Source organism: Pseudomonas sp. MF6755, assembly GCF_016405635.1.
GTDB classification, from domain to species: domain Bacteria; phylum Pseudomonadota; class Gammaproteobacteria; order Pseudomonadales; family Pseudomonadaceae; genus Aquipseudomonas; species Aquipseudomonas haemolytica.
In genome coordinates, this window is sequence record NZ_JAEKDA010000011.1 from 221,783 (window position 1) to 243,554 (window position 21,772).

A 21,772-nucleotide genomic window follows, 5' to 3' on the forward strand; every position below is an offset into this window, starting at 1 on the left:
GTCATGGCCGTACGCGACATTGCGATGGCGACCGCCAAAGTGGCTGCCGAGGTCTTCGCATCATCTCGCGCCATGGAGCGCATTGAACAAGACGGCTATACACGCATTGATCCTTTTCGCATTGCAGCAGGAGAAGGGATCTCAGTTTTGCTACGGCCTATGGAAAAACTCCTCGGCGCGTTCGTGCGTGAGGATTGTCCTGGGATTTTGGTCAACTCGGCTCGCTCTGCCGGCTTGATCCACATGACCTGCGCCCATGAATTAGGGCATTACTTCATGGGGCATCAAAGCGCGCTGGATGAGACCATTGATTACGGCGGCCAAGCTGAAGTAATGGAGCAGGAAGCAGAAACCTTCGGCTATCACCTGCTTGTCCCGCGGCCGCTTCTGGGCATCATTTGCAAGCGCAAGGGCTGGGACAAGGCATCGTTGACCAATCCCCATGTGCTCTACCAGATGTCCCTCAGATTAGGCGTCAGTTATTCTGCCGCGGCTTGGTCTCTGGTCCGCCATAAAATCCTCGCCTATGACGTTGTTCAGGGGTTGCTGAAAGTACAGCCGGCTTCCATCAAGCAGTCGCTCCTGCAAGGGCAGCTACCGGATGCCTCTAAAGATGTCTGGTTGTTTGACGAAGCGGATCAATCCTCGGTCCTTGAACCTCGACCTGACGACCATCTTGTGGTGCGGCTCAAGAGCCATGCGTCGGCTGGCTACCTCTGGAAAGCTGATTCTATAGCCCATTTGGCCGATCAGGGCTTCACCTTGGCCCCATTAGAATCCGCACGTCCTGCGGACCCGGGAGCCGTGGTATTCGGTGCCGATTCCACATTGGATTATGTGCTTCGCGCGAATCAGGTGGATGCCGAGCAACCTCATCCTGTTACGTTGTGCGAAGTTCGACCATGGCTGGGCAAGCAGAACGGGGATGCCTCATTTAACTCAAAAGCCCATTTCGAGCCTATGGCCGAGGGGCTTTCTCGCGAGTCTAAGTGTGCCCTGATTCAGGAGGTTGCGGGGTCGTGATAACAACCGAATGCCTCACCGATAGCATTCCGGTCAAGGCGAGAAATCAGGGCAATCGACCGACGTGCGTGGCCTTCGCCGTGACCGATCTGAATCGTCGCTTTGCTGATGATGAGCTTGGCCCCGAGTACTTTTACCGCGCGACGATCCGTCGGATTCCAGGTTGGAAGCCCGGCGACGGGGTTCAGCTCACTGCGGTGGCTGAAGCTTCACAGGCCGGTCATGCCTTGGAAGCCCACTATTCTTATCAGGCAGATGAGCCAGTCGTCCCGCTGGAGATGCTGCCTGATGCGCTTGATTTGTTTGGCCGCCCAATCCACTTCTTTCATCCCGACGTTGACGAGATGATCGACAATCTGCGCATGGGCGTGCCTGTGGGTTTGGCTCTTCGGCTTACCTATGAATTCTATTCGCCTGTCGATGGGATGGTCCCGTTCACTCACTCGATCCTGCCCGGAGCGATGCAGCATGCAGTGGTGACTGTCGGCTTGGGGCATGACGCTCGCGGTGAAATCTGGTTTTTGATCCGTAACAGCTGGGGAGAGGCCTGGGGCCATAATGGTCACGCCTGGATACCGGCTGCATATATCGCTATGCATGCGACCTGCGCATTTGGAGTGGAACATGGCAGTCCTGATTCAGCATGACCGAGTGGTATCCGCTTGGCTGGCCGCGGCCCGCCATTTAACGACCTGTCCGGATTACACCGCCCGAAACCTGGTGCTGGAGATCGCTTCGCCCGGACTCCTGGATGCACAGGACAGAAATGTCATTGGGGCCGTTGATGCTGCGATACGGCACCGCTGGCCTGGTCTCAGCGTGCAGACGGTAGCGGGGACTATTTTCCCGAACGAGATATATCGCCGTGATGGGCGCCCTGCGTTCTACGAGACTTACCTGAACGCGATGGCTCGCGGGATGAAAGCTGGAACGTGGGGGACCTACGCCTACAGGATGATGCACAGGGTCAGTCGAGACGGTCAGACAATCTTTAATCCGCTGGAAGTAATCGTGCGCAAGCTTCAGGCCTCAAAGACTGGGCGCAGCTTTCAGGCGGTCTACGAGTTGGGTGTGGTGGATATCGAATACGACATTGAAGACGATGGATTCGGCTTTGAATTGCCGTTGTACGATCCTGCTTCTGATCGGAACAAGCCGATGAACATGCCGTGCTTGAGCCATCTCAGTTTCAAGGTCACTGGCGAAAAGCTGGATCTGACGGCAGTGTATCGATCTCACTGGTATGGGCAGAGGGCCCTTGGCAATCTGCTCGGTTTGAGTAACCTGCATAAGTTTGTGAGCGATGAGTCCGGATTCGAACGTGGGGCTTTGACGTGTATAGCTACTCACGCATTTCTGGACGTGGAAACGCTTGGCGGGGCAAAAGCCGCTAAGCAAATGCTTGCCGCATTTCCGTGATTAGAACAGTGAGGCCTGGCGGTTCGAACTGAATGTCTCAACAGGGATGTTGTACAAGGCGCTCATCCCGTTACGGAAGTCCCTGACGCCACCGTAGCTGGGGTGTCGGATGGCGACCACTTCTACATCGAACCGACTCGCGTAGTTGTAGGCATCACCGCCTATGGCGACGACTCGGCGCACGCCCAGCCACTTAATGAGAGTCTCGTTTAACATGTCGACCTTCTGCAGTTCACGGGCGGTAAACTTGCGATTGGTAAAGGGGTTGCCTGGTTCGTGGGGATGAAACGGGAAGACGTTCCAAAGCAATGGGGGTAGCGCAAGCGACCTAAGTACCGACCAGATCTCGGATGCCGTGCGCTCGACTAATGCCGGCCCCACTGTCGTCTGCGTGAAGTTGGAGCCGGGATAGCGCTGCATCATTTCCGGCAGGTGGAATTCGTCGGTCAAGGCAAGCCCGGTCCGCCGTCCGCCGCGGTATCCCAGATCTCGTCCCATCCAGATCGTGTCGACGCCGATGTCAGTCGCAGCCTTCAAGTAGCCCCGCAGATTGCGCCTACGTGCGGCGACGGCATCGCTACGGTCGTGGACGGGGCATTTGTCAGCGTAGGGATTGAAGACGTTGTCCAACTTCAGCTCAGACAGGGCGTTTACAAAGGCGGTAGGGGTCATGGCTGTTCTTTCTTCTCTAAAGGTTCAAAGTGCATAGTGTGCGCATGCACGTTGACATGTACGGTGCCGCACCGATGTTTCTGCAATTCTCGAAAAACCTGAAACCCAGTGAGGATTGCTTTCTCCCACTGCCACAACTTGCATGCCTCAACCTCGTAGCCTTCGACCATGCTTTCAATCTGTTTTAACACGCTGTAATCCAAAGCTCCTGGCTTGGCATCGATATAAAACTTGCGGCTCTTGGCATGGTTGAAGATCCAGGTCGCGATGCCTTCTTCGATGATCATTGCGCGGGCACCGTCTTCGTTCTCGTCCTTCTTCGGATCAGATTTGCGCTTGCGTTTGAGCAGCGACCGCAGCACCGGTGACCAGCCCAAGAACGCAACGTAGGCCAAGTGGAATACGTCGTGGAAGCGGTAGTCGTCCGGCTCGTTACTGTTGTCCGTGAGTCGATCACCGATGAATACTCCCCGGAGGCTCTGTACGACATAGCCGTTCTCCGGAGTGCCCCGCTCATTGAACTCTATCGCCAATTCGGCGGGAAATTGTTCATGCTCAGGGCATTTAAAATCAAACGGTGGAAGATAAACGGCTTCGTCGTCGGGCCACCGGCTGAGGATTTTTTCGATGTTGCTGCGCGCTACGTCCTCAAGTCTCAGGTCGAAACTGGCACAGGCAATGGCCAACTCGGCTAGATGGATTCCCAAATGCTGTGCGCGCGCCGGGGGAGACATTGCCCACATGGAAGTAAACGACACCTCTGCTAAGGCGCCTGCACGGTTGGCCAGTCTGGCGAGCTGGACGGAACGATCGACATTGTCCGGGCTTCTGCGCATCTCCATGAGACTGTCGATGTGACGAAAGGTCACCGGCAGAGTGGGGTCCAGCTCGCTCTCGCCATAGTGGGAGCGTAGGTAGGCAATGCAACTGGCGCCTATCATGTCCGGGCCGACATCAACGGCAGCAGCGATGTTGATCAGATACCACAGCGCATCTCCTAGCTCCTCGGCAGCCAACTCGCTAACGGTAGCTGCCAGCCGGTCGCGGCCAACTTTTTTGACCGCTGAAAGCAGGCCGCCCACTTCACCGAAATAGCCAAACTTCAGTTTCTGGTACCCACTTTCATCGGTCTGAAACTGATTTGTGCCGCCGGCTTTCAGACGATATTGAGGAATTGATAGTGAAGGTAGCTGCGGTGTCGGTACTGGCATGGAAGGTCCCTTTCCAACGGTCAGATGCCGCAGATGGCATCTCGATGAGCCTGAATCATCTCGGATCGCATCTGCCTTGCGCAACTGACAATTTTTTCTCTGTCAGCCCCATGAGCACCCATGGCCAACGCCCGCGTCCTGACTGACTTGGTGACATCGTAGTGCGGATAGAGGGTCTTGGATTGGAACCAGCTGCGCCGCAACCCTAGCTTGTCGGCAAAGGCATGCAGCTCATTCAGCGAATCGGCAACCAGATGGCTCCATTCTCGCCCGCGCCACTTGATTCCTTCTGCGTCAACATAGACTGCCATGGCGCTCGCCTTCAATCAAAAATTGTGCAAATATTTTGCACAATTTTAGCAAAAAATCAATTGAAATGAACGTATCAGAGCTCGGAAAAAGCATTAAGACAATACGTAAGCAGAGAGGTCTTACCTTGGCTTCCGTGCAGAAAAGTACTGGAGTGCATTACACCCAGATATCCAAAATGGAACGTGGCGGCTGCAAGTTGATGAGTAAGAATTTGCTAATAGTTTGCAATTTTTTGCACATTTTGCCCGCGCACGATGGTAAGCCTGCTTGCTCCGAAAGCGTGATGGACAAGGTTCAAGCGTTGATTCGGGCCTGGCCGGAGAGCGAAGGGGTTATACGCCATTTTTTGGATGGGGTTGAAATGGCGTTAGAAGGTAGGAATGTCACGTAAAGCCCTGGGTGAGTGCTTACGATCCAGGGACGCTTGGAGATCTTGATGCGCTATCAGCTTTTAATGGCGTAAATGTTTGAGGGAATAGGCCCCTTATCTGGATAGCCATTGATGGGGAAATCGGAAGATCGTACTCCACTTGACCATCCGTTTGCATTGCCATTGACCAGTTGTGTGCATCGAATTTGAACAGCGCATGGAACGCACTATGACCGGCAGAAGTCGGCTAGAAGCGGTCATCGCTTATAAAAACTCAGAGTCACTCAACGACACTTACTAAACCAAGCTGTGCTCATTTGGATACTGGATTTAAAGAGTGGAATAGCACGGTGAATTCTCAACAATTATTGGAATACATAAATTTTATTATTAGCATAAAAATGACAAGCCGCAGACGAAAATTAGACTCGTAATTTTTGCTAATGCAAAATTGACGTGTAGTATCTTTTTTTAAAATTCAAAATCTAGTCGCACAAAAATATAAGAAGAAGTATAAAGCTAAGCGCAAAATAGATGAAGGAACTCGCATCCAAAATTAGTAATCATCATCACTCCCTCGCTCAGCTCATATCGGTAAATATATGCATGCACGCTTGTTGCAATCATCGCGGGAAGCCATGAAAGACACCGCAGCATCATTATTGAGCGCTTGAGCTTCGCCTCATTCGCCACTAGAGCAATCACAGACTCATCTATATAGTTACGAAGATCTGTCGGATATTGACTTAGTTTTTGTTGATGGGATGAAAATAAAATGAGGCGGGAGTGTTTGATTCGGTCATATTGCAATTTTTGAGCAGCTAGTGTTTCCGCCAATAAGGCAGAAGCTATTAAAATCCCCAAAACTAAAATCGAGCTCTCTAAAGCATTATCAGCTTTTGAAATTGCAATAACAGCAATCAACGAAATTGGGACGCTAAGTATTTTCCCACTAATATCACTGACTACCTTTGACATCTGATCAGCGATGGTTAGCTGCGCGGTAGCCACTTCTTGTTTTGCCTTGTGAAAAGAGAAGCCGCTAAGATACGTAGAAAGATTGTTCCCATACAAACTCAAAAATTGCGACCAAGTGGCAACTAGAGCTTTAAATCGCTCTTTTCCTCCCTGATACCCAGACAAATACTCAATCAAAGTCGCACGAAAAATCGACCGTTCCTTGAAGAGATGCGGACTCTTATCCAAGCTATTCATCTGAAGACTATCGACTAGGTCTGTGCCAACCTCAAAAGTTAGAAGCTCGCTATCCAAATAAGGATAAAGTGTTATGGCGCGTTCGCCTTTGGCAACATCTTCTGCAACAAATACTAGTTTGTATTCATCGCTGGACTCCTTTTCATCATGAAAGTGAGCCAGATCGGCCAAGTAAACAATAAGTCGACATAATGCCTGGAGAGTTATTATTCGTTGATCAAGCGGTTCCTCTGAGGAAAGAATATCTTCTTCCAGAAGGTAGAAGACTTCTGGGAGTCGCGCGCGCACAAAACTTTTTGAACGAGCCATAAGCTGATCAAGGTTTTTGAAAATCGGCACCGCTCCTGAAGTATCAAGTGCGAACGTAAGCTCAATTGAGGACCACTGCTTATGGAGCTCAATAATAGACGAATTGATATCATGTCCATCAATAACTAATTCGTCAAATCGCCCAGTCTTAGAAATTTCCAGCGCTTCAATTGCAGTGTTTATTTTAGGATCAAAACAAGACGTCCTGAAATCAAAAGCGTTGCCCGTCGCGAGCACAGGACGTCCAAGCGACCTGTACGCCTGGGCAAATATAAGCACATCCACCATGTCGTTTACTCTAGCTCGGCTAAGTCTCGCTTATCTGCAATAGCTTGACGTATAACTTCGATAGCACTTTCAGAAAGGTTGTTGATTATTAACTTGCGATCTTTTTCAACAAAGCGAATTTCAGCATCGACCCCCTCACCTAAAGAGTTGCGATCAAACTTTAGCTGCCAATTGTCTGCCTTGTAGACCACATGGGTGTACTTATCAAGAGTGGCTTTACTAATAGGGAATTCTACTGGAATTCCTACTGCCTCACTATTTAGATGCCCAATAAACTCACTTGCCAAATCATCAGCCTCACCTTCCATCTCCGCAGGAAAGAATTGACGAGCGATGGCCTCCACTTCCGACAGTTTCACAGACTGTCCTGAATCTCGTTGGCGCTCCAAGTACCTCAGAACATCATCCTTGAACTGAATTCGCTTGTTACGGAGATTGGGACGCTCCCTGAAAAACTTTACACTCTCAAGAATTAGGTTTTTTGTGGCCGCTGCTGAAGCGGTGCCCACCGCACATCCAAGTGCCGTCACAAAATAACCAGCAGCAGACCGACCTGCGCTTTGACTTAAAAAGCTGAGGTAGTTTAGCTCCTGTTTAGCTTCATCATCTGCTGCAGCATGCTCAATATATTTGTTGAAGTTAATGCGAGCTGCGTGATACAGGCTGCTCAGATCTAGCTCAATTAACTCTTCAGGCTCGAGGTTTTCGTTCAACCTTAAACCATCACGTTTTTTAAGCATTGCGATCAACAAGAACCGCCCTTGGCCATTCTCGTAATCCACAAACAAAATATAACCACCAGAAGATGCCGTTGTTTTTTTCGCAGCGGCGAAAAGTTCGACCATTGCCGATTCAGTAATCTCCAAAAAGGATTTTTCCGAAATATCGATCTTTGAATAGGCATCAAAGTCTTTAGGAAAATCGCTCGCGGTCTTTTTCGCAAATATTCCGTAGTGAGTAGCATTATTCTTCTTGCCGTAAATAGACGTAGCACCAATTATAAGCTTATTTACAGCCGGCTTATCTTTCTTGAGCACGACCTCGCGAATGTCGGATTTTTGAATATCCTTAAATTGTTCTTTGATTAACTCATGAACAACCGCGAAGTTTACCTTTACGTCCATATACACTTCCTTGTCTGCGACAAATACCTAGTTAAGCCGCCGAATCTACCTCATGATAGCAATGTGCCTCAAGCTGATTGTTTTCAATCTCACATTTAAGCCTTGTGGTAACTGTATGCATGCACAGCCGGAGGTGCAACTGCCCATCCTGTGCTTTTCGACAGAAGGCAACATCAGCCGTAGATTCGGATATGCGGTTAGCTCATGAATTCAAAGGGCTTTCTCAGGGATGCTCGACCCAATGCGGGCGGAGCGAAATGCAAAAATAGCTACTCGCTACGGACAACTTTTGCCGGTCGAAATAGACGAAGCAACTCGTCAGAATTATGAGGTGTGGAGAACAGCTTTTGGCCGGTTCCGGTCTTTCGCGACCGGCTACAATCGACCCAAAGCTGCCCTTCGTGAAAGACAGAAAACGGCCAAGAGCGGCCCATAGATCCTGCTTGGTATTTACGGTCCCTCATCTAAACATTTACCCATCTTTAAAAGTCCAACGGTTCTCAATTGAAGAACCCTGTTTTCGCGGTAACTCAGACGACGCGAGGAGCTCGGCTTGGTAGTTTGGCCGCCTTTGCTGTCAACCCAAGGATATTTCAATGAACACGCTCTACTATTCGCCCGGCGCCTGCTCGCTGTCGGTACATATCATGCTCGAGTGGGTGGGTAAGCCCTACAGTGCGGTTCAAGTGAGCTATGCCGATGCCGAGTATCAAAAGCTTAACCCCGCCGGCCAGGTTCCGGCGCTGGATGCCGGTGACGGTAATGTGCTGACGCAATGCTCAGCAATTCTCGCCTATCTGGCACATACCCACCCAGCGGCAGCATTGGCAGGGAATGAGACGCCGCTCGGCCAGGCTCAACTTGGGCGTTGGTCCGCTTTCTTCACAGGCGATGTCCACCCTGCTTTCTTTCCTGTGTTCATGCCGCAGCGCTACACGACAGCGGACGATGAGACCTCTCTTGCGAATGTGCGTGCGGCGGGAACCTCACTGGTTCGCAAGCGGCTGGATCTACTTGACGCGCATCTTCTTAACCGTACGTACATCGTCGGAAACAGTCGAACCTACGTCGACGCCTATTCGGTGCCTATGATTCGCTGGGCATCCCTCATGCTACCAGGCGGATTGGCAAGTTGGCCCGGAGTGAAGGCGCATCATGAGCGGATGCTTGCAGATGTTGGCGTGAAACAGGCAATGCGCGACGAGGGATTGATCTAGGAAGTGAGGTGGCTTGCGCGCCCCCAAACCGATGTCCCTTTCCCCTATGGTAGTTGAGCGATTGTCGCGCGTTGGAGCACCAGCCTCGCCTCAAGCAAGATAGCGGGCGAAACTCAGGCACTCGTGCGGATGAGCAATTACCTAGTGCTGATCGTGTGGACCATCGAAAGCTGGTTACCGCAATCAGCGCCTGGTTAGGGATTTCGGGTAAGGCGGTGGAGGCCAGTGCTGCAGCTTCACACTTGTGGTCTCACCCGAGGCTATGAGCCGCGAGCGAGAGCAAGGCCTCACCGTCCAGTTTAAAGAGTGCTCCGATATCGCCTCGTCCAACGCGCTTTAGTCACTAAACAGGCCCTTATCCCAAAACGGCTCGCCGCCAAAGTGGTCGACCAAAAAGTCGATGAACGCGCGCGCTCGTGCGGTTTGGTTTCGCATCGACGGGTGTACCGCGTACATGGCAATCGGCGGCCGCATATGCTTTTCAAGCACGATCGAAAGCTCTCCGCGCCGGATGGCCTCGTGTGCAATGAAGGTTGGAAGTACCGCCACCCCAAGCCCAGCGATGGCCGCTTCGCGAATGGCGTCGCCGTTGGCGAAGTCGAGGCGACTGGTTACAGATGGCACAGCGTCGCCGGTGAATTTCCAATAACCAGCTTCGTCGACGTTCGAGTAAGTCACACCAGGAAAGCGCGAAAGCTCATCCGGCATTTGTGGCGTCCCCAGGCGTTCAAGTAGCACTGGGCTGGCAACACACACGTGCCGAATGGTAACCAGCCGCCGCGCCACTAATGACGAATCGGGTAACCGCGCGATGCGGATCGCGAGATCGAAACCGTGGTGTATCAGATCGACCGTGCGGTCGTCGGTGTCGATCGAGAGCGAAACGGCAGGATGCCGTTCCAGAAACCGCCCGACTGCCGGAGCCAGGCAGTGCGCTGTGAACGAGACCGGAGCAGCAATACGGATTCGCCCCTTCAATTCCTTGCTAGCGCTCGAAGCCGCTTCTTCCGCTTGTTCGAGCCCCGCTAGCACCTCGACGGCCCGAGCATGGAAATCGCGGCCCGCTTCGGTGAGCTGGACGCGGCGCGTTGTCCGGTCAAATAGCCTGGCGCCTAGCCTGTCTTCCAGGTCGCGGACACGGCGACTCACTGCCGACTTCACCACGCCAAGACGTTCCGCGCCCGCAGCAAAGCCGCCGGCGGAGACGACAGCAACAAATACCCGCATATCTTCAAATCGGTCGGCCATGCGCAAATAGTGAAGGCGGTAAGTAGCGTAATCAACCCAAAAATGGTTCGCGAAGGAAGAACAGATAGTGCTCGCGATGGTGGTTTTTCGAAAACCCTAACTGACGTAGTTTGGCCGTAGTTTCATTGCGCAGATGAGCAGGATGTTTATCCGGCCGACTCGCCATTCAGCAGATGGTTTGTGAACAGCGTGACCAATCAGGTCTGCGTCGAAAATCTCAAAACAACAATCTAAACCAGGGGGCGTCATGCCGAAATCGAACGCCGCAACCAGAGCCTCTTCTCGGCTTGCCCAAGTGGGCGCTGTGGCTTACGTGATCTGGGCGCTGCTTCACTTCAATGCGGCCTGGAGCGTCTATCAGCTTGGCCAATCCATGGCTGAAGGCATGCCGCGCGGGCGGGTTCTGCAGGACGCCTGGAACCTGCTTTGGCTCTCGGTTATCGCGCTCGTCGTTGCAGTGGCTTTGAACTGGCGCAATGACGTCCGTGGCTGGTGGATAAACCTCGTGGTCATCAGCGTAGTCGATTTGGGTTTCATCTTCTACGTGCTGATTCCTGGTTATGTCCCGATGTGGCCAGGCCTCGCAGGCCCGCTGTTCTGGCTCGTGGGGCTCTTCCTGTCGAGCCTGGCGCTGCGCCGAGCCGGGTAACCCAATGACACCTCCCATTTGAATGTACCGATCTGCCCGGCGATCAAGCATCACCTATCACCTTTGCGTCGAAACGCGCGACATCTGAGGTCGAGCTGGACCGACTTCGTCTGAAGCTTTCTCGGCCTGAGCTGATTTCAATTTCAACCCATAAGGATATCTATCCATGACAAGTGAAACGATCCGCAACCCCCACGCTGACCATCTCCTCACGCCTGAAAACTCGGCGCTGCTCATCATCGATTACCAGCCGCTCCAAGTCTCCTCGATTCGTTCGATGCGGCCTGAGGAACTCGTGTTTAACATCGCGGCCATTGCGAAGGCGGCAGTCAACTACGGCGTGCCGATTATCCACTCGACGGTGAACGTTTCGACCGGCCTTAACAAACCGCCGATTCAGCAATTGCAGGACCTCATTGGTGACGTTCCGACCTATGACCGGACCACGGTCAACGCTTGGGAAGACGTCGAATTCAAGCAGGCCGTTAAAGCGCTCGGGCGCCGCAAGCTCATTGTTACGGCGCTGTGGACTGAAGTGTGTCTAGCGTTCCCCGCGCTCGATGCTCTTTTGGAAGGCTATGAAGTGTACGTTCCTGTAGATGCCGTGGGCGGAACGTCGGTCGCTGCACACGAGGCAGGGCTGCGTCGTATCGAGCAGGCGGGTGGCAAGATGACCAGTCGCGTTCAGTTGTTCTGCGAATTCCAGCGAGACTGGGCTCGCAAGGCGACCGTCCCTGGCTTCATGGATGTCTTCGAAAGCTTCGACGGGGTCAACCCAGAGAAAGCCGCAGCTGCAGGTCCCGCCCAGGCTCGGTAAACCCCTTTCAAAGGGTGGGTTGCGGCGGTAGTTACCGCCGCCGCAACCCAGCCACGAAGAGACAGCCAATGAGCAAATCATTCAGCAGCGTCGGCCACACAGTCAGCGCCAGGGCGGAGCACGAAATCCGCCTACCGAATTCTTACATCAATGGCGTAAGCGTCATTGATGTCCCGAGTGCGCGTCCATGATTGAGCCGGAAACCGCGAGTCACGGTCTCAGCCTGGTGACTCCGCTTGTTTTTTTGGGCGCAGCCGTTCTCGCCGTTCCGCTCTCGCGCCTGTTGAAACTGGGAGCCGTGATCGGGTACCTAGTAGCCGGCCTGGCCGTCGGGCCCTCGGGACTTGGCCTGATCGACGATCCCGCTTCCGTGTTGACGCTAGCCGAGCTGGGCGTCGTCCTGCTTCTCTTCATCATTGGCCTCGAGCTTAAGCCGAGCCGCCTATGGGCGATGCGCAGGGACATCGCGGGCCTTGGGCTTTGCCAGGTGGTCCTGTGCGGGGGGGTATTGGCAGGCCTCGCCATGCTTGCAGGTCTCAACTGGCAGGCGGCGGTAATCGCGGGAGCTGGCTTGGGCTTGTCTTCAACCGCATTCGCGGTGCCGCTGATGGAGGAGCGCAACGAACTGGCTTCACCTTATGGTCAGCGCGCATTTTCCATCCTTCTTTTGCAGGACCTGGCGATTGTCCCGCTACTTGCCCTGATCACAATACTCTCGCCAGTATCGCCAGAGGGGGGCGGCGTGTCGGGATGGCTCGCCAGTCTCGTCATGGTCGCTGCGGTAGCGTTCGTCGTGGTGGTGGGCAAATATGCGCTAAACCCCCTATTCAAGATGCTGGCAAGGTCGGGCGCGGGCGAGATCATGACCGCCGCTGCGCTTCTCGTGGTGCTCGGAGCAGCCGCGCTGATGCAAGCTGCGGGGCTATCGATGCCAATGGGCGCATTCCTCGCTGGCGTCTTGCTGGCAGAGTCGCGTTTTCGGCATGAACTCGAAGCCAACATCGAGCCTTTCCGCGGCCTTCTGTTGGGACTGTTTTTTATCGCTGTCGGCATGGGCATCAATGTGAGCCTGGTGGCATCTAACGCATTTGTCATCGCCGGTACGGTAGTGGCACTGATGACCGTCAAGTGCGCACTGATCGTCGGGTTGGCGCGCGCGACAGGATCGGGCTGGCGAGACGCGCTGAAGATTGGCACCGTCCTGTCGCAAGGCGGAGAATTTGCCTTCGTTCTGTTCGCAGCTGCCGCAATGGGGCGTATCCTACCGGCGGACAATGCAGCGATCCTGACGGCAGTTGTTACTTTCTCTTTGGCGCTCACTCCGCTCGTGTTCGGGCTCGCCAACCGTTGTTCTGCCCCAGGCATTAACAAGCCCGGAGCAGGGGACTTTTCGACTGCTAACGGCAATGCGTTGATCATCGGCTTCGGCCGATTCGGGCAAGTCATTTCGCAGATTCTGCTGAGCCGTGGCGTCGGCCTGACGATGATTGATCATCGTGTCGACGCCATAAACGCGGCTGAGCGCTATGGCATGAAAATCTACTACGGCGACGGCAGTCGACTCGACATTTTGAAAGCCGCTGGCGCGAGCCGGACTGAGTTGATTTGCGTCTGCGTCGATGATGCCAACGCAACGCTGAAAATCGTCGACCTCTGTCGCGAGCATTTTCCAATGACCAAGTTGATGGTGCGTTCGATCGACCGCGACCACAGCCTCGTTCTTGCAGGGCAAGAAGTCGATTTTCAAATTCGTGAAACCTTCGAGTCTGCCGTGATGCTGGGCGAGCATGCGCTTGCGGCACTCGGTATGTCCGAGCTCGCAGTTGAAGAAATGATTCTGGAATTCCGCCGCCGCGACGAGCAGCGCTTTGAGCTTCAACTTGCCGAAGGGATTTACGCGGGCGCGGATCTTCTGAACGCCAAGTCAGCGGTTGGGCCGACTCATTGAGGGGCTGACGTCGAGCGTACGGTCCAATTCCCGCAGCTCGATCAATATCGCCAAGAAAGAATTAAGGCGAGCCCACTTCATTGAGGCGCCGTTCGTTGTTTACAGCGAGGCACTAGGGGTTGCCCAGACTCCTGAACACCTGGCGTCGCTCTATTTTTCTGAAAGATCTGCAGCCGATCTGATCCACCCGCCCCGACACTCTAACCAACGCATATAGCCATGAGTCGCGTCTCGCTGCGACACAGGCGCAAGGATTCAACGATGACCGAAACCCCAATTGACTATGACGGCTTGATGCAAGCCAACCTCAAGCATGTGTTTGGCGAACACGATGAAAATCGGCGTATCAAGGCTATTCGAATTATCTACGCGAAAAACGCGGTTTTGAACGAGCCTCATACCCGTGCGAAGGGGCAGCATGCGATTTCTGACGCCATTGCCGAACTACTCGCCAGCCTTCCGCGGGGCTTTGTTTTTCGGGCGAAAGGGCCTGCAGTCGGCCATAACGGCTTGGGTCGCCTGAGTTGGACTTGCGGTCCGCGAGAGGGGCCTGCCGCTGTCACAGGAATGGATATTGCTCACTTCAAGAACGGCCGTATCGAATCACTGTTTGTCTTTGTCGATCCTATCTCGCCTGACATACGTTTTCAGAGCCACGTTGGTTACAGCCTGTAGGTACAGGTTTTGATGACGGCGAGCAACGTAGAAGGCTACGGGGTTCGACTCTGGATATCCGCTGAAAAGCCTGTGGATGAGCGTTTACCGAATCAGCCATGCGGCAGACACAGGTGCTGAAACACGCTGAGTCAGCAACTCAATCTTAGGAGGACGAATGGATACGCAACTTAAGGGTCGGGTCGCATTGGTGTCGGGTGGTGACGAGGTGATAGGCGAGGGGGTAGCGCGGGTGCTTCACCATGCGGGTGCCAAGGTAGCTCTTCTTGCTCGTGGCAAGGACCGGCTGAAAAAGATCGCTGCTGATCTTGGAGACGGTGCTTTCGCAATCAGCTGCGACATTACGACTGCTGAAGGTCTAGCCCATGCCATAGAGGCCACACAGGCGAATCTCGGAGCCATCGACATCGTTGTCAACATTGCCGATGTTCTGCGGTCGTCGACCAGTTGGCCCGTGCGGCCGTATGGCGAAATTCCTGATGGTGTCTGGACCGAAACCTGGGAGTTCATTCGGCTTATCAACGCATTGGCGCCACGGATGGCAGAGCGGGGGTGGGGGAGGATCATCAACATCACATCGGATAGTGATGCTCATCCCGAAGGCGTAACCGCCGAATACGCCTCGGCCAAATGCGCACAAAGCGCCCTTACGAAAGGGCTGGCGAGAACATTTGCCCCCCAAGGTGTGCTGGTAAACGTTGTGTCACCTGCCTATGTCGCTTCCCACACGCTGCGCGATCTGCTCACTCAGCAGAGTGGCCCCTAGGGTACGCCTGATAAATAACCGGCCGCTCATTGCGCACTGCTTTGATTCCGGTCGCCCGCGGTACATAGGAGAAACAAAATGCGTTTGACCATCCGCACAAAGGTCGTGCTGCTGAGCGTGATTCCAGTGCTGCTGTTGGCCGCTCTGCTAAGCACCCTCGCGGTCGTGATATTGCATCGCGCTACCGAGGCTCAGGTGAAAGACACCCGCGAGATGCTGATCGCTGATCGACGCGCCTCGTTAGAAAACCTTGTCCAGGTCGCGCAAAGCGTAATTGCTCCAATCTATGCAGCCTCGGCCGAAGGTGACACGCATGCCCGCGAACAAGCGGTCGCGATACTGCGCAAAATGGGCTTCGGCAAAGAAGGTTACTTCTATGGCTACGACTCTAATTCTGTGCGCATCTTCTGGGCCGACAAGGACGCTAAAATTGGCGAAAGCTTTAAAGAGATACACGACGTCAACGGCGTCTATGCCATCAATGAACTCGTCCGTGCCGCCAAGGATGACAGCCATTTCGTTGAGTACAGTTTCCCCACGCCCGGGAGCGACAAGAGCGTTCCCAAAATCGGCTATGCGTTCTACTTGGCGAAGTGGGATATGGCCTATGGCACCTCGGTGAACATGGACGATATCGAACAGGAAGTGCAGGTACTTGCGGGCTCATCGAACGCACGCAGCGCCCTGCTTATTGAGCTGATGCTCGGCGTGGGGGTGGGCTTGTTCTTGGTCATTGCGTTGATCGCCGCATGGACCGCCCGGACCTTGGTGCAGCCGTTACATCTGATCAAAAGCCAGCTCGATGAAATTGCCTCCGGTGATGGTGATTTGACCAAGCGCCTACCGGTATCGGGCGACGATGAACTGGGTGCATTAGCGGAGTCCTTCAATCGCTTTGTCGGCAAGATTCAGTTGTTGGTCTCTCACGTTATAGGGATGACCACGCAGCTCAATCAATTGGTTGGAGCGGTTGCCGATCAGGCGGCACGCAGCGAAGAGGCGACCGACAAACAGCGTCACGAGACTGATCAGGTAGCGGCTGCAATCAACCAGATGTCAGCCGCTGCTCATGAGGTTGCGCAAAATGCTCAAGGGGCGGCGACGGCCGCCAATCAGGCCGACAGCGAAGGCAAGGCTGCCACGCAGATCGTCTCCCTCAGCGTACAAAGCATTCATGCCTTGGTAAGCGACTTGCGCCATAGCGAAGGCGCTCTTAATCAGCTGCAAGATGACGTGCATTCGATAGTCAGTGTCCTCAGTGTGATTCGCTCGATTGCCGAACAAACCAATCTGCTGGCGTTGAATGCCGCTATCGAAGCGGCTCGCGCTGGCGAGGCGGGACGAGGTTTTGCAGTGGTCGCCGACGAAGTCCGCGCGTTGGCGAGCAAGACTCAGCGCAGCACCCAAGAAATTCAAGGAATGATCGACCGCCTGCAGCAGGGCACTGCCAATACCGTTATGGCCATGCGCCGCTCCAGCGAGGCGGGCAGTAGCACTAGCGAGGCCGCCGGCAGGGCCACCGTTTCACTCAATGCCATCGCCGAGCTGATTTCGACCATCAACTTGATGAACACGCAGATTGCCAGCGCGGCTGAGGAGCAGACCGCTGTGTCCGAAGAGGTAAACCGCAGCGTGCATCAAATTGCCGTGGTGGTTGAAGGCGTCGCGCAGGAAACCCGCCAGGGCGCCGAGACTGCCCGCTCGCTCGCCTCGCTAAGCGAAAACCTTAATGCCATGGTGCGGCAGTTCAAGGTTTAGCCTGGGTTTGCTGGCCGACTCGGTCGCGGGCCCTGAGTCAGCCGAGTCAGGGCATCTGGAGCCACTCACGTGAAGGTTACGCGACGACTATGAATGCCCGAAGTTCGACCATCTTGCCATTGCGAAAGCGCCAGACATCGCTGTAGGTATACGTGGCCATTTCACCATCGGAGCCTTCGGCTTCGATCTCCCCGATAGCGACCAGCCAGGTCACCCTCGGCCACCATATTTGTGACGGAGAAACGTGGAGGATGAACATACTCTTTTTTCATCCATCGGCGGACTGCCTTCTTTCCCACGATGGCGTCTTCTCCCACTGTCAGCCAGTGGATATTGTCATCGCAGAAAGTAAGAAGTATTTCGATGTCTTCGATAGCAATGGCCTCATTGGCCGTTTTCAGAATGCTCTTGTTGTTTTGCATGAGTAGCTCTAGCAGCGAACAACTGTGAAATGAGTTCGACTGTTTGCCAAGCGTTTGGTTGCGGGCTAGCAGCTTGATCGAAGCCCCATCGACTGACTTTTACCCGCGTCCGGCCGGCCGTAATTAGCGGCGTTTCACGTGTTTGCCCGACGCTGCAAACATCCAGGGGCGCAGCGCTCGATGAACGCGCGGCAGAATCACCCAGGTCAGGATTACCGCTAGTACTATCGAGCTGCCCGTCAGGAGCACGAGCCAGTTCACTGAATCCGCAAGGGGGCGCACCATGAGCACATTCACTGCGACAAGCGTTGGATAGACTCCGAGCCAGGTCGCGGCGGCCTGCTTCCATCTGGGCATGCTGGTCGGTCCTGGAATGCTGAAGACACCCGTTTGGCCGACTTGCGGCTGGCTCGTCCTTAACGAGTAATCTACCCCCTCCGCGCGCAACAGCAGGAATACGTCTGAAGCCAGCCAACTGTCGAGTTGTTGCTGGGAGTCGAACTGCACAACCGTGTGGGATATCGCAGGGCTTTGATCAAGTCGAATAAGTGAGCGAAAGCCGGCCGCTAGCCGGACGCTGTCGTCCATTCTTTTCGCCCATTCAACAAATGCCAGTTCGTGGACCGGACGAATGATGTGGCTGACTACGATACCCGCCATTTCAGACATGCTCATTATTCTTTGCTAGTTGCATGGCCGCTTGTGCAATTGCACCGCGATCCCAGGCATAGGCAGTGCCCACGTCATCACTATCACGCGACATTTAGACGTCCATGAGTCCTGGGGTGAGCGTGATGGTTCTGATCTCCGTGAAGTCGTCGACCGCCGTGGCGCCGTTCAGGCGGCCAAGCCCAGAATGTTTGCAACCGCCTTCCTCGGTGTCTTCGCCAAGTGCGCTCCATTCATTGATCCAGACCATGCCCGCTTCGATCCTGGGCGCGATGCGCAGCGCCTTGGCGATATCGCGCGTCCAGATGCTGGCTCCCAAGCCATAAATGCTGTCGTTGGCCAAAGCCACCGCTTCCTTTTCGGTGGTGAAGCGCTGCAAGGTGACGACCGGCCCGAACGTCTCTTCCTGGATGATCGCCATCTTCGGGTCGCTCACCTCCAACAGGGTGGGGCGAAAGAACGCGCCTTTCGACAATGGGCCTTCGGTAACCGGACCACCTCGCACCACAACCTCCGCTCCTTCGGCAATGGCGCGCTCGACCACTTTATCGACGCGCTCGACGTTCTCACGGTCGATCATTGGGCCCATGTCGCTCGTCAGGTCCGTCGCAGGCCCGACCTTTACAGCACGTAGCCTCTCGGCAAAGCGTTTTCGGAACTCGTCGGCGATTCCTTCCTGCACGATCACGCGCTGGCCGGTCACGCAAAACTGACCCGCAAACGTCGTCACTGACTTTTCAAGTATGGGCAGCGCGAGATCAAGATCGGTATCGTCGAACACGATCGATGGAGTCTTGCCACCGAGCTCCAAGCCAACGCGCTTGAAATGCGGTGCAGCGCTCAGCGCGATCGCCTTGCCGGTCCCGGTGCTACCCGTGAAGCTGATCACCGGCACCTCGGGCGAGGCGACGAGATGCTTGGCGCCCTCGCCGGTCTCGTCGGTAAATACGTTGATCACCCCGCGCGGTAGCTCCGTTACGTTGGCGAATATCTTGGACAGGGTGGTGGCGATTTGCGCGCTCTTGCCCGGCACTTTGACGACCACCGCGCAGCCGGCTGCCAGAGCGGGTGCCAGCGAACGTACCGTCAAGATAATCGGTGAATTCCAAGGCACGATGATCCCCGCCACGCCCATCGGCTGGCGAAGCATCATCGCGATTCTGCCCGGTTTCGAGTCCACGACCCGTCCGGCTTCCGTGCGCACGATGCCGGCAAAATACCGCAGCGACGGTATGCAAAGATCGACTTCGAAGCTGGCCTCGCGTTTAACCTTGCCGTTTTCGGTGCAGAGGATTTTGATTAGCTCGTCCCGATTGCGTTCGAACGCGTCTGCTAGGTCGTCGAGCACGCGCGCGCGCAGCTTGCGGTCGTGTACCCAATCGGTCTCACGCATTGCGCGTGTCGCCGCGACGACGGCCGCTTCAGCGGTTTCAATACCGCCTTCGGCATAGGTACCGATAACCTCATAAGTAGCCGGATTGATGGATCCACGGATCGTGTCCGACCCAACCCACTCGCCGCCGACCCAATTCAATGCATGTCGGGACGTGTGCGGGGTATCAATATTCATCGCTAACTCCTACGTTTTTGTCGGTTCGAATTATTGGCCGCCCTCATATCCGGGCAGCGATCGGTTCGGCGAACATAACGTCGCTCTGGTTGGTGCCGGCATTGAGAAAGCGGCGCATCGAAACCCTGGAGGCGGATGCGCCTGAAGAAAGTTGCTTGTGATGCTGCGCTCTTCCACTTGGGGAGCCGTCTGCCGGCAAGAGAGGAGTGGTTCACTCTTGAGCGTGAGCCCGTTACTTCGCGCCCACGTTGGCAGGGGCAGCGCCCGTTGATGTCTTCACGGTCCAGGAACCAGACTGGCGAAACGAGCTGGCAGTAGCGTAGGTATCTTCCATGAACTGGAAGTAAGTCATTTTTCCGTCATGGACTTTGGCAAGGATGGAAAACGGAGACGTGATCACGCGGTCGATCGCCACGGACCGGTAGGTGAATTTACCGAAAATTGCGACATCTTCGCCGGAGGCGATTTTGGTGGTGATGGTGAAGTCTTCGATCTTCCAGTAATTCGAAACTTGCAAGAACAATGAACTGAAGGCTTTGGGGCCTTTGTTTGTGCCGGTCCACGGCATGATTTCTCTGAGTTCCGGATTGTCGAAGTTGAGAGAAACATACGTGGCATCTGGAGCCGCCAGCTTCAGTGCAGCTGCTTCGACTTTATCGGGCGCAGTGTTGGCCAGGAACTCCATGACAACCGAAAGTGAGGCAGCAGACTGCGCTTCACTGGTCGACTGTGCCGCGATTTTAAGGGGGGTCATATATGCTCTCCGTTTTTTAACTGATGTTTTTGATTCGTAGAAGTAGAGCGCTGTCATTGAATTCTGTGGTGCGACAGGACGGCAGCCAACCTAACAAGCCGAGCTCCTCGCGTCGCCTGATGTGGCGCGAACACAGGGTTCTCCGGAGGAGAACACTTGCGAATGTGGGGAAGGGCTGGCTTTGGTCGGACCACGCGCAGAGGCCCGCGCAGCGCGTCAGCGGGAAGAATCGCTTCGAAATAGCCATCCGAATCGCGCGCCAAGCGTTCCCCTCACTTGAGGAAAGAAGGCGGCGCTGAATCAATCAGTCGTCGCCTTCGCTGACGCAAAGGGGTTCTACCCTGTTACCAGAGACGCGCGAGAATCGGCCACGAGAGCGATGAACTCACGCACCCATTTGAAGCCAGCGTGCCCACCCGACCGTTCATGCCAAAACATGCCAATCGCAAAACCTTCCACCGGCAATGGAGGGGCTACGCACAGCAGCTGCTCGCCACGCCCCTCTACGAGACGACGTGGAACCAGGGCCACACAATCCGACTGAGCGACCAACTCCGGTACTGGAAGGAATGACGACGCTGACAGCACCACGTTACGCCGCAGCCCCCGCGCTACCAAGGCGTTATCCACCGAGGTAGAGAAGCCTCCGCCACGTAGCGACACCACGACATGCTCCAGCTGCGCGAACTCATCCACAGTCAGGTCCGCGCGCAGGCTTGGATGCCCACGGCGCCCAATCAGCACGTAACTCTCGTCATAGAGGTGTTGCGAGCGCAGTGCAGGTGGAGCCCCGTTCATGTTGATCACGGCCAGATCCACCTCGCCGCGGGTCATCTGCAGCTCCAGTTGTGGTACGTCCAGGATGCGCAGTGCGATACGGACACCCGGCGCTTCGCGTCGCATGGCGACAACGAGGTGTTTGATCAAGGCAGCCTGCACGTAATCCGTGCAGGCGATTGATACCGTCAAGTTCGTCGTCGCGGGCTCGAAATTCAGGTGAGTAGTGACGGTGGCCCTTACCTGGTCGAGTGCCTGGCGAAGCGGGACGAGCAGCTCCAAGGCTTTGACAGTGGGTGTCATTCCACGCTGCGCGGGAACCAGAAGAGGGTCGTTGAAGACATCGCGCAGGCGGCTCAACTGTGCACTGACCGCTGGCTGGCTCAGATGCAGACGAGCAGCCGCCCTGGTCACGTTCTGCTCGATGAGAAGGGCCTCCAGTGTCACAAGCAGATTGAGATCAAGGCGTCTGGTATCCATCGGGCTGATGCTAGCAGGAAAATTTTGCGATTTCACAGGTTGTCCGAGCCCCGCGACACTCCCTCCGACATCACAGCGG

22 protein-coding genes and 1 pseudogene are annotated in these 21,772 nt (G+C 55.0%); 12 read left to right on the forward strand and 11 right to left on the reverse strand.

Features of this window, described 5'->3' with window-relative positions; translation table 11 throughout:
* Positions 1-3 precede the first annotated feature (3 nt).
* Genes JFT66_RS16865 through JFT66_RS16875 form a run of 3 tightly spaced genes read left to right on the forward strand, consistent with a single transcriptional unit; the run spans position 4 to position 2,442 of the window.
* A complete protein-coding gene (locus tag JFT66_RS16865; protein WP_198859677.1) occupies positions 4-1,023 on the forward strand; it encodes an ImmA/IrrE family metallo-endopeptidase in 1,020 nt (339 codons plus the stop codon).
* Entirely contained in the window at positions 1,020-1,670 is a 651-nt protein-coding gene (locus JFT66_RS30090; protein ID WP_198859678.1) for a C1 family peptidase, read from the forward strand. Before JFT66_RS16865 ends, JFT66_RS30090 begins: the two co-directional genes overlap by 4 nt.
* Positions 1,648-2,442 carry a hypothetical protein gene (locus tag JFT66_RS16875; RefSeq protein WP_198859679.1) on the forward strand — a complete coding sequence of 265 codons (795 nt, stop codon included), beginning with the start codon at positions 1,648-1,650 and terminating at the stop codon, positions 2,440-2,442. Before JFT66_RS30090 ends, JFT66_RS16875 begins: the two co-directional genes overlap by 23 nt.
* On the opposite strand, the gene JFT66_RS16880 is transcribed toward JFT66_RS16875, so the two are convergent.
* The 3 genes from JFT66_RS16880 to JFT66_RS16890 are packed head-to-tail and all read right to left on the reverse strand — an operon-like array spanning position 2,443 to position 4,636.
* Entirely contained in the window at positions 2,443-3,114 is a 672-nt protein-coding gene (locus tag JFT66_RS16880) for a uracil-DNA glycosylase (protein ID WP_198859680.1), read from the reverse strand.
* Positions 3,111-4,325 carry a nucleoside triphosphate pyrophosphohydrolase family protein gene (locus JFT66_RS16885; protein ID WP_198859681.1) on the reverse strand — a complete coding sequence of 405 codons (1,215 nt, stop codon included), beginning with the start codon at positions 4,323-4,325 and terminating at the stop codon, positions 3,111-3,113. Before JFT66_RS16885 ends, JFT66_RS16880 begins: the two co-directional genes overlap by 4 nt.
* Before the next feature lie 20 nt (positions 4,326-4,345).
* The gene (locus JFT66_RS16890; protein WP_198859682.1) at positions 4,346-4,636 is read right to left on the reverse strand and encodes a DUF4031 domain-containing protein; all 291 of its coding nucleotides are present in this window, start codon (positions 4,634-4,636) and stop codon (positions 4,346-4,348) included.
* Positions 4,637-4,701: 65 nt separating this feature from the next.
* Between JFT66_RS16890 and JFT66_RS30250 the strand changes: the two genes are divergently transcribed.
* Complete coding sequence (locus JFT66_RS30250; RefSeq protein ID WP_198859683.1) at positions 4,702-5,028, forward strand: helix-turn-helix domain-containing protein; 327 nt, start codon at positions 4,702-4,704, stop codon at positions 5,026-5,028.
* Between the two features lie 498 nt (positions 5,029-5,526).
* Here the strand turns inward: JFT66_RS30250 and JFT66_RS16900 are convergent, their stop codons facing one another.
* Both JFT66_RS16900 and JFT66_RS16905 read right to left on the reverse strand, forming a co-directional pair.
* Positions 5,527-6,819, reverse strand: a complete 1,293-nt coding sequence (locus JFT66_RS16900; protein ID WP_198859684.1) for a hypothetical protein — start codon at positions 6,817-6,819, stop codon at positions 5,527-5,529.
* A 5-nt stretch (positions 6,820-6,824) separates the two neighbouring features.
* The gene (locus tag JFT66_RS16905; RefSeq protein WP_198859685.1) at positions 6,825-7,943 is read right to left on the reverse strand and encodes a nucleoid-associated protein; all 1,119 of its coding nucleotides are present in this window, start codon (positions 7,941-7,943) and stop codon (positions 6,825-6,827) included.
* Positions 7,944-8,539: 596 nt separating this feature from the next.
* Between JFT66_RS16905 and JFT66_RS16910 the strand changes: the two genes are divergently transcribed.
* Positions 8,540-9,160 carry a glutathione S-transferase family protein gene (locus JFT66_RS16910; RefSeq protein ID WP_198859686.1) on the forward strand — a complete coding sequence of 207 codons (621 nt, stop codon included), beginning with the start codon at positions 8,540-8,542 and terminating at the stop codon, positions 9,158-9,160.
* Positions 9,161-9,496: 336 nt separating this feature from the next.
* On the opposite strand, the gene JFT66_RS16915 is transcribed toward JFT66_RS16910, so the two are convergent.
* Complete coding sequence (locus tag JFT66_RS16915; RefSeq protein WP_198859687.1) at positions 9,497-10,408, reverse strand: LysR family transcriptional regulator; 912 nt, start codon at positions 10,406-10,408, stop codon at positions 9,497-9,499.
* A 247-nt stretch (positions 10,409-10,655) separates the two neighbouring features.
* Here JFT66_RS16915 and JFT66_RS16920 point away from each other — a divergent pair, with 247 nt between their 5' ends.
* The 7 genes and pseudogenes from JFT66_RS16920 to JFT66_RS30260 all read left to right on the forward strand — a co-directional run bounded on the left by JFT66_RS16920 (position 10,656) and on the right by JFT66_RS30260 (position 17,021).
* A complete protein-coding gene (locus tag JFT66_RS16920) occupies positions 10,656-11,057 on the forward strand; it encodes a hypothetical protein (protein WP_198859688.1) in 402 nt (133 codons plus the stop codon).
* A 166-nt stretch (positions 11,058-11,223) separates the two neighbouring features.
* The gene (locus JFT66_RS16925) at positions 11,224-11,874 is read left to right on the forward strand and encodes a hydrolase (RefSeq protein ID WP_198859689.1); all 651 of its coding nucleotides are present in this window, start codon (positions 11,224-11,226) and stop codon (positions 11,872-11,874) included.
* Positions 11,875-12,061: 187 nt separating this feature from the next.
* Positions 12,062-13,822 (forward strand): monovalent cation:proton antiporter-2 (CPA2) family protein, encoded by a 1,761-nt coding sequence (locus JFT66_RS16930; RefSeq protein WP_198859690.1) that lies wholly within the window; start codon positions 12,062-12,064, stop codon positions 13,820-13,822.
* A 261-nt stretch (positions 13,823-14,083) separates the two neighbouring features.
* Positions 14,084-14,497: a nuclear transport factor 2 family protein gene (locus JFT66_RS16935; protein WP_198859691.1), complete on the forward strand. Its 414-nt coding sequence runs from the start codon at positions 14,084-14,086 to the stop codon at positions 14,495-14,497.
* A gap of 157 nt (positions 14,498-14,654) precedes the next feature.
* Complete coding sequence (locus JFT66_RS16940) at positions 14,655-15,263, forward strand: SDR family NAD(P)-dependent oxidoreductase (RefSeq protein WP_198859692.1); 609 nt, start codon at positions 14,655-14,657, stop codon at positions 15,261-15,263.
* Positions 15,264-15,341: 78 nt separating this feature from the next.
* Positions 15,342-16,163: pseudogene (locus JFT66_RS30255) on the forward strand (cache domain-containing protein); the annotation flags it as partial.
* 36 nt (positions 16,164-16,199) lie between these two features.
* Entirely contained in the window at positions 16,200-17,021 is an 822-nt protein-coding gene (locus JFT66_RS30260) for a methyl-accepting chemotaxis protein (RefSeq protein WP_442963610.1), read from the forward strand.
* 161 nt (positions 17,022-17,182) lie between these two features.
* On the opposite strand, the gene JFT66_RS16950 is transcribed toward JFT66_RS30260, so the two are convergent.
* From JFT66_RS16950 to JFT66_RS16970, 5 genes are all read right to left on the reverse strand, one after another.
* A complete protein-coding gene (locus JFT66_RS16950) occupies positions 17,183-17,443 on the reverse strand; it encodes a nuclear transport factor 2 family protein (protein ID WP_198859694.1) in 261 nt (86 codons plus the stop codon).
* A gap of 123 nt (positions 17,444-17,566) precedes the next feature.
* Entirely contained in the window at positions 17,567-18,112 is a 546-nt protein-coding gene (locus JFT66_RS16955) for a hypothetical protein (protein WP_198859695.1), read from the reverse strand.
* Positions 18,113-18,206: 94 nt separating this feature from the next.
* On the reverse strand, positions 18,207-19,682 hold the full coding sequence (locus JFT66_RS16960; RefSeq protein WP_198859696.1) for an aldehyde dehydrogenase family protein: 1,476 nt from the start codon (positions 19,680-19,682) through the stop codon (positions 18,207-18,209).
* Between the two features lie 232 nt (positions 19,683-19,914).
* The gene (locus JFT66_RS29820) at positions 19,915-20,436 is read right to left on the reverse strand and encodes a nuclear transport factor 2 family protein (protein WP_233097113.1); all 522 of its coding nucleotides are present in this window, start codon (positions 20,434-20,436) and stop codon (positions 19,915-19,917) included.
* A 336-nt stretch (positions 20,437-20,772) separates the two neighbouring features.
* Entirely contained in the window at positions 20,773-21,729 is a 957-nt protein-coding gene (locus JFT66_RS16970) for a LysR family transcriptional regulator (protein ID WP_332875119.1), read from the reverse strand.
* Positions 21,730-21,772 lie beyond the last annotated feature (43 nt).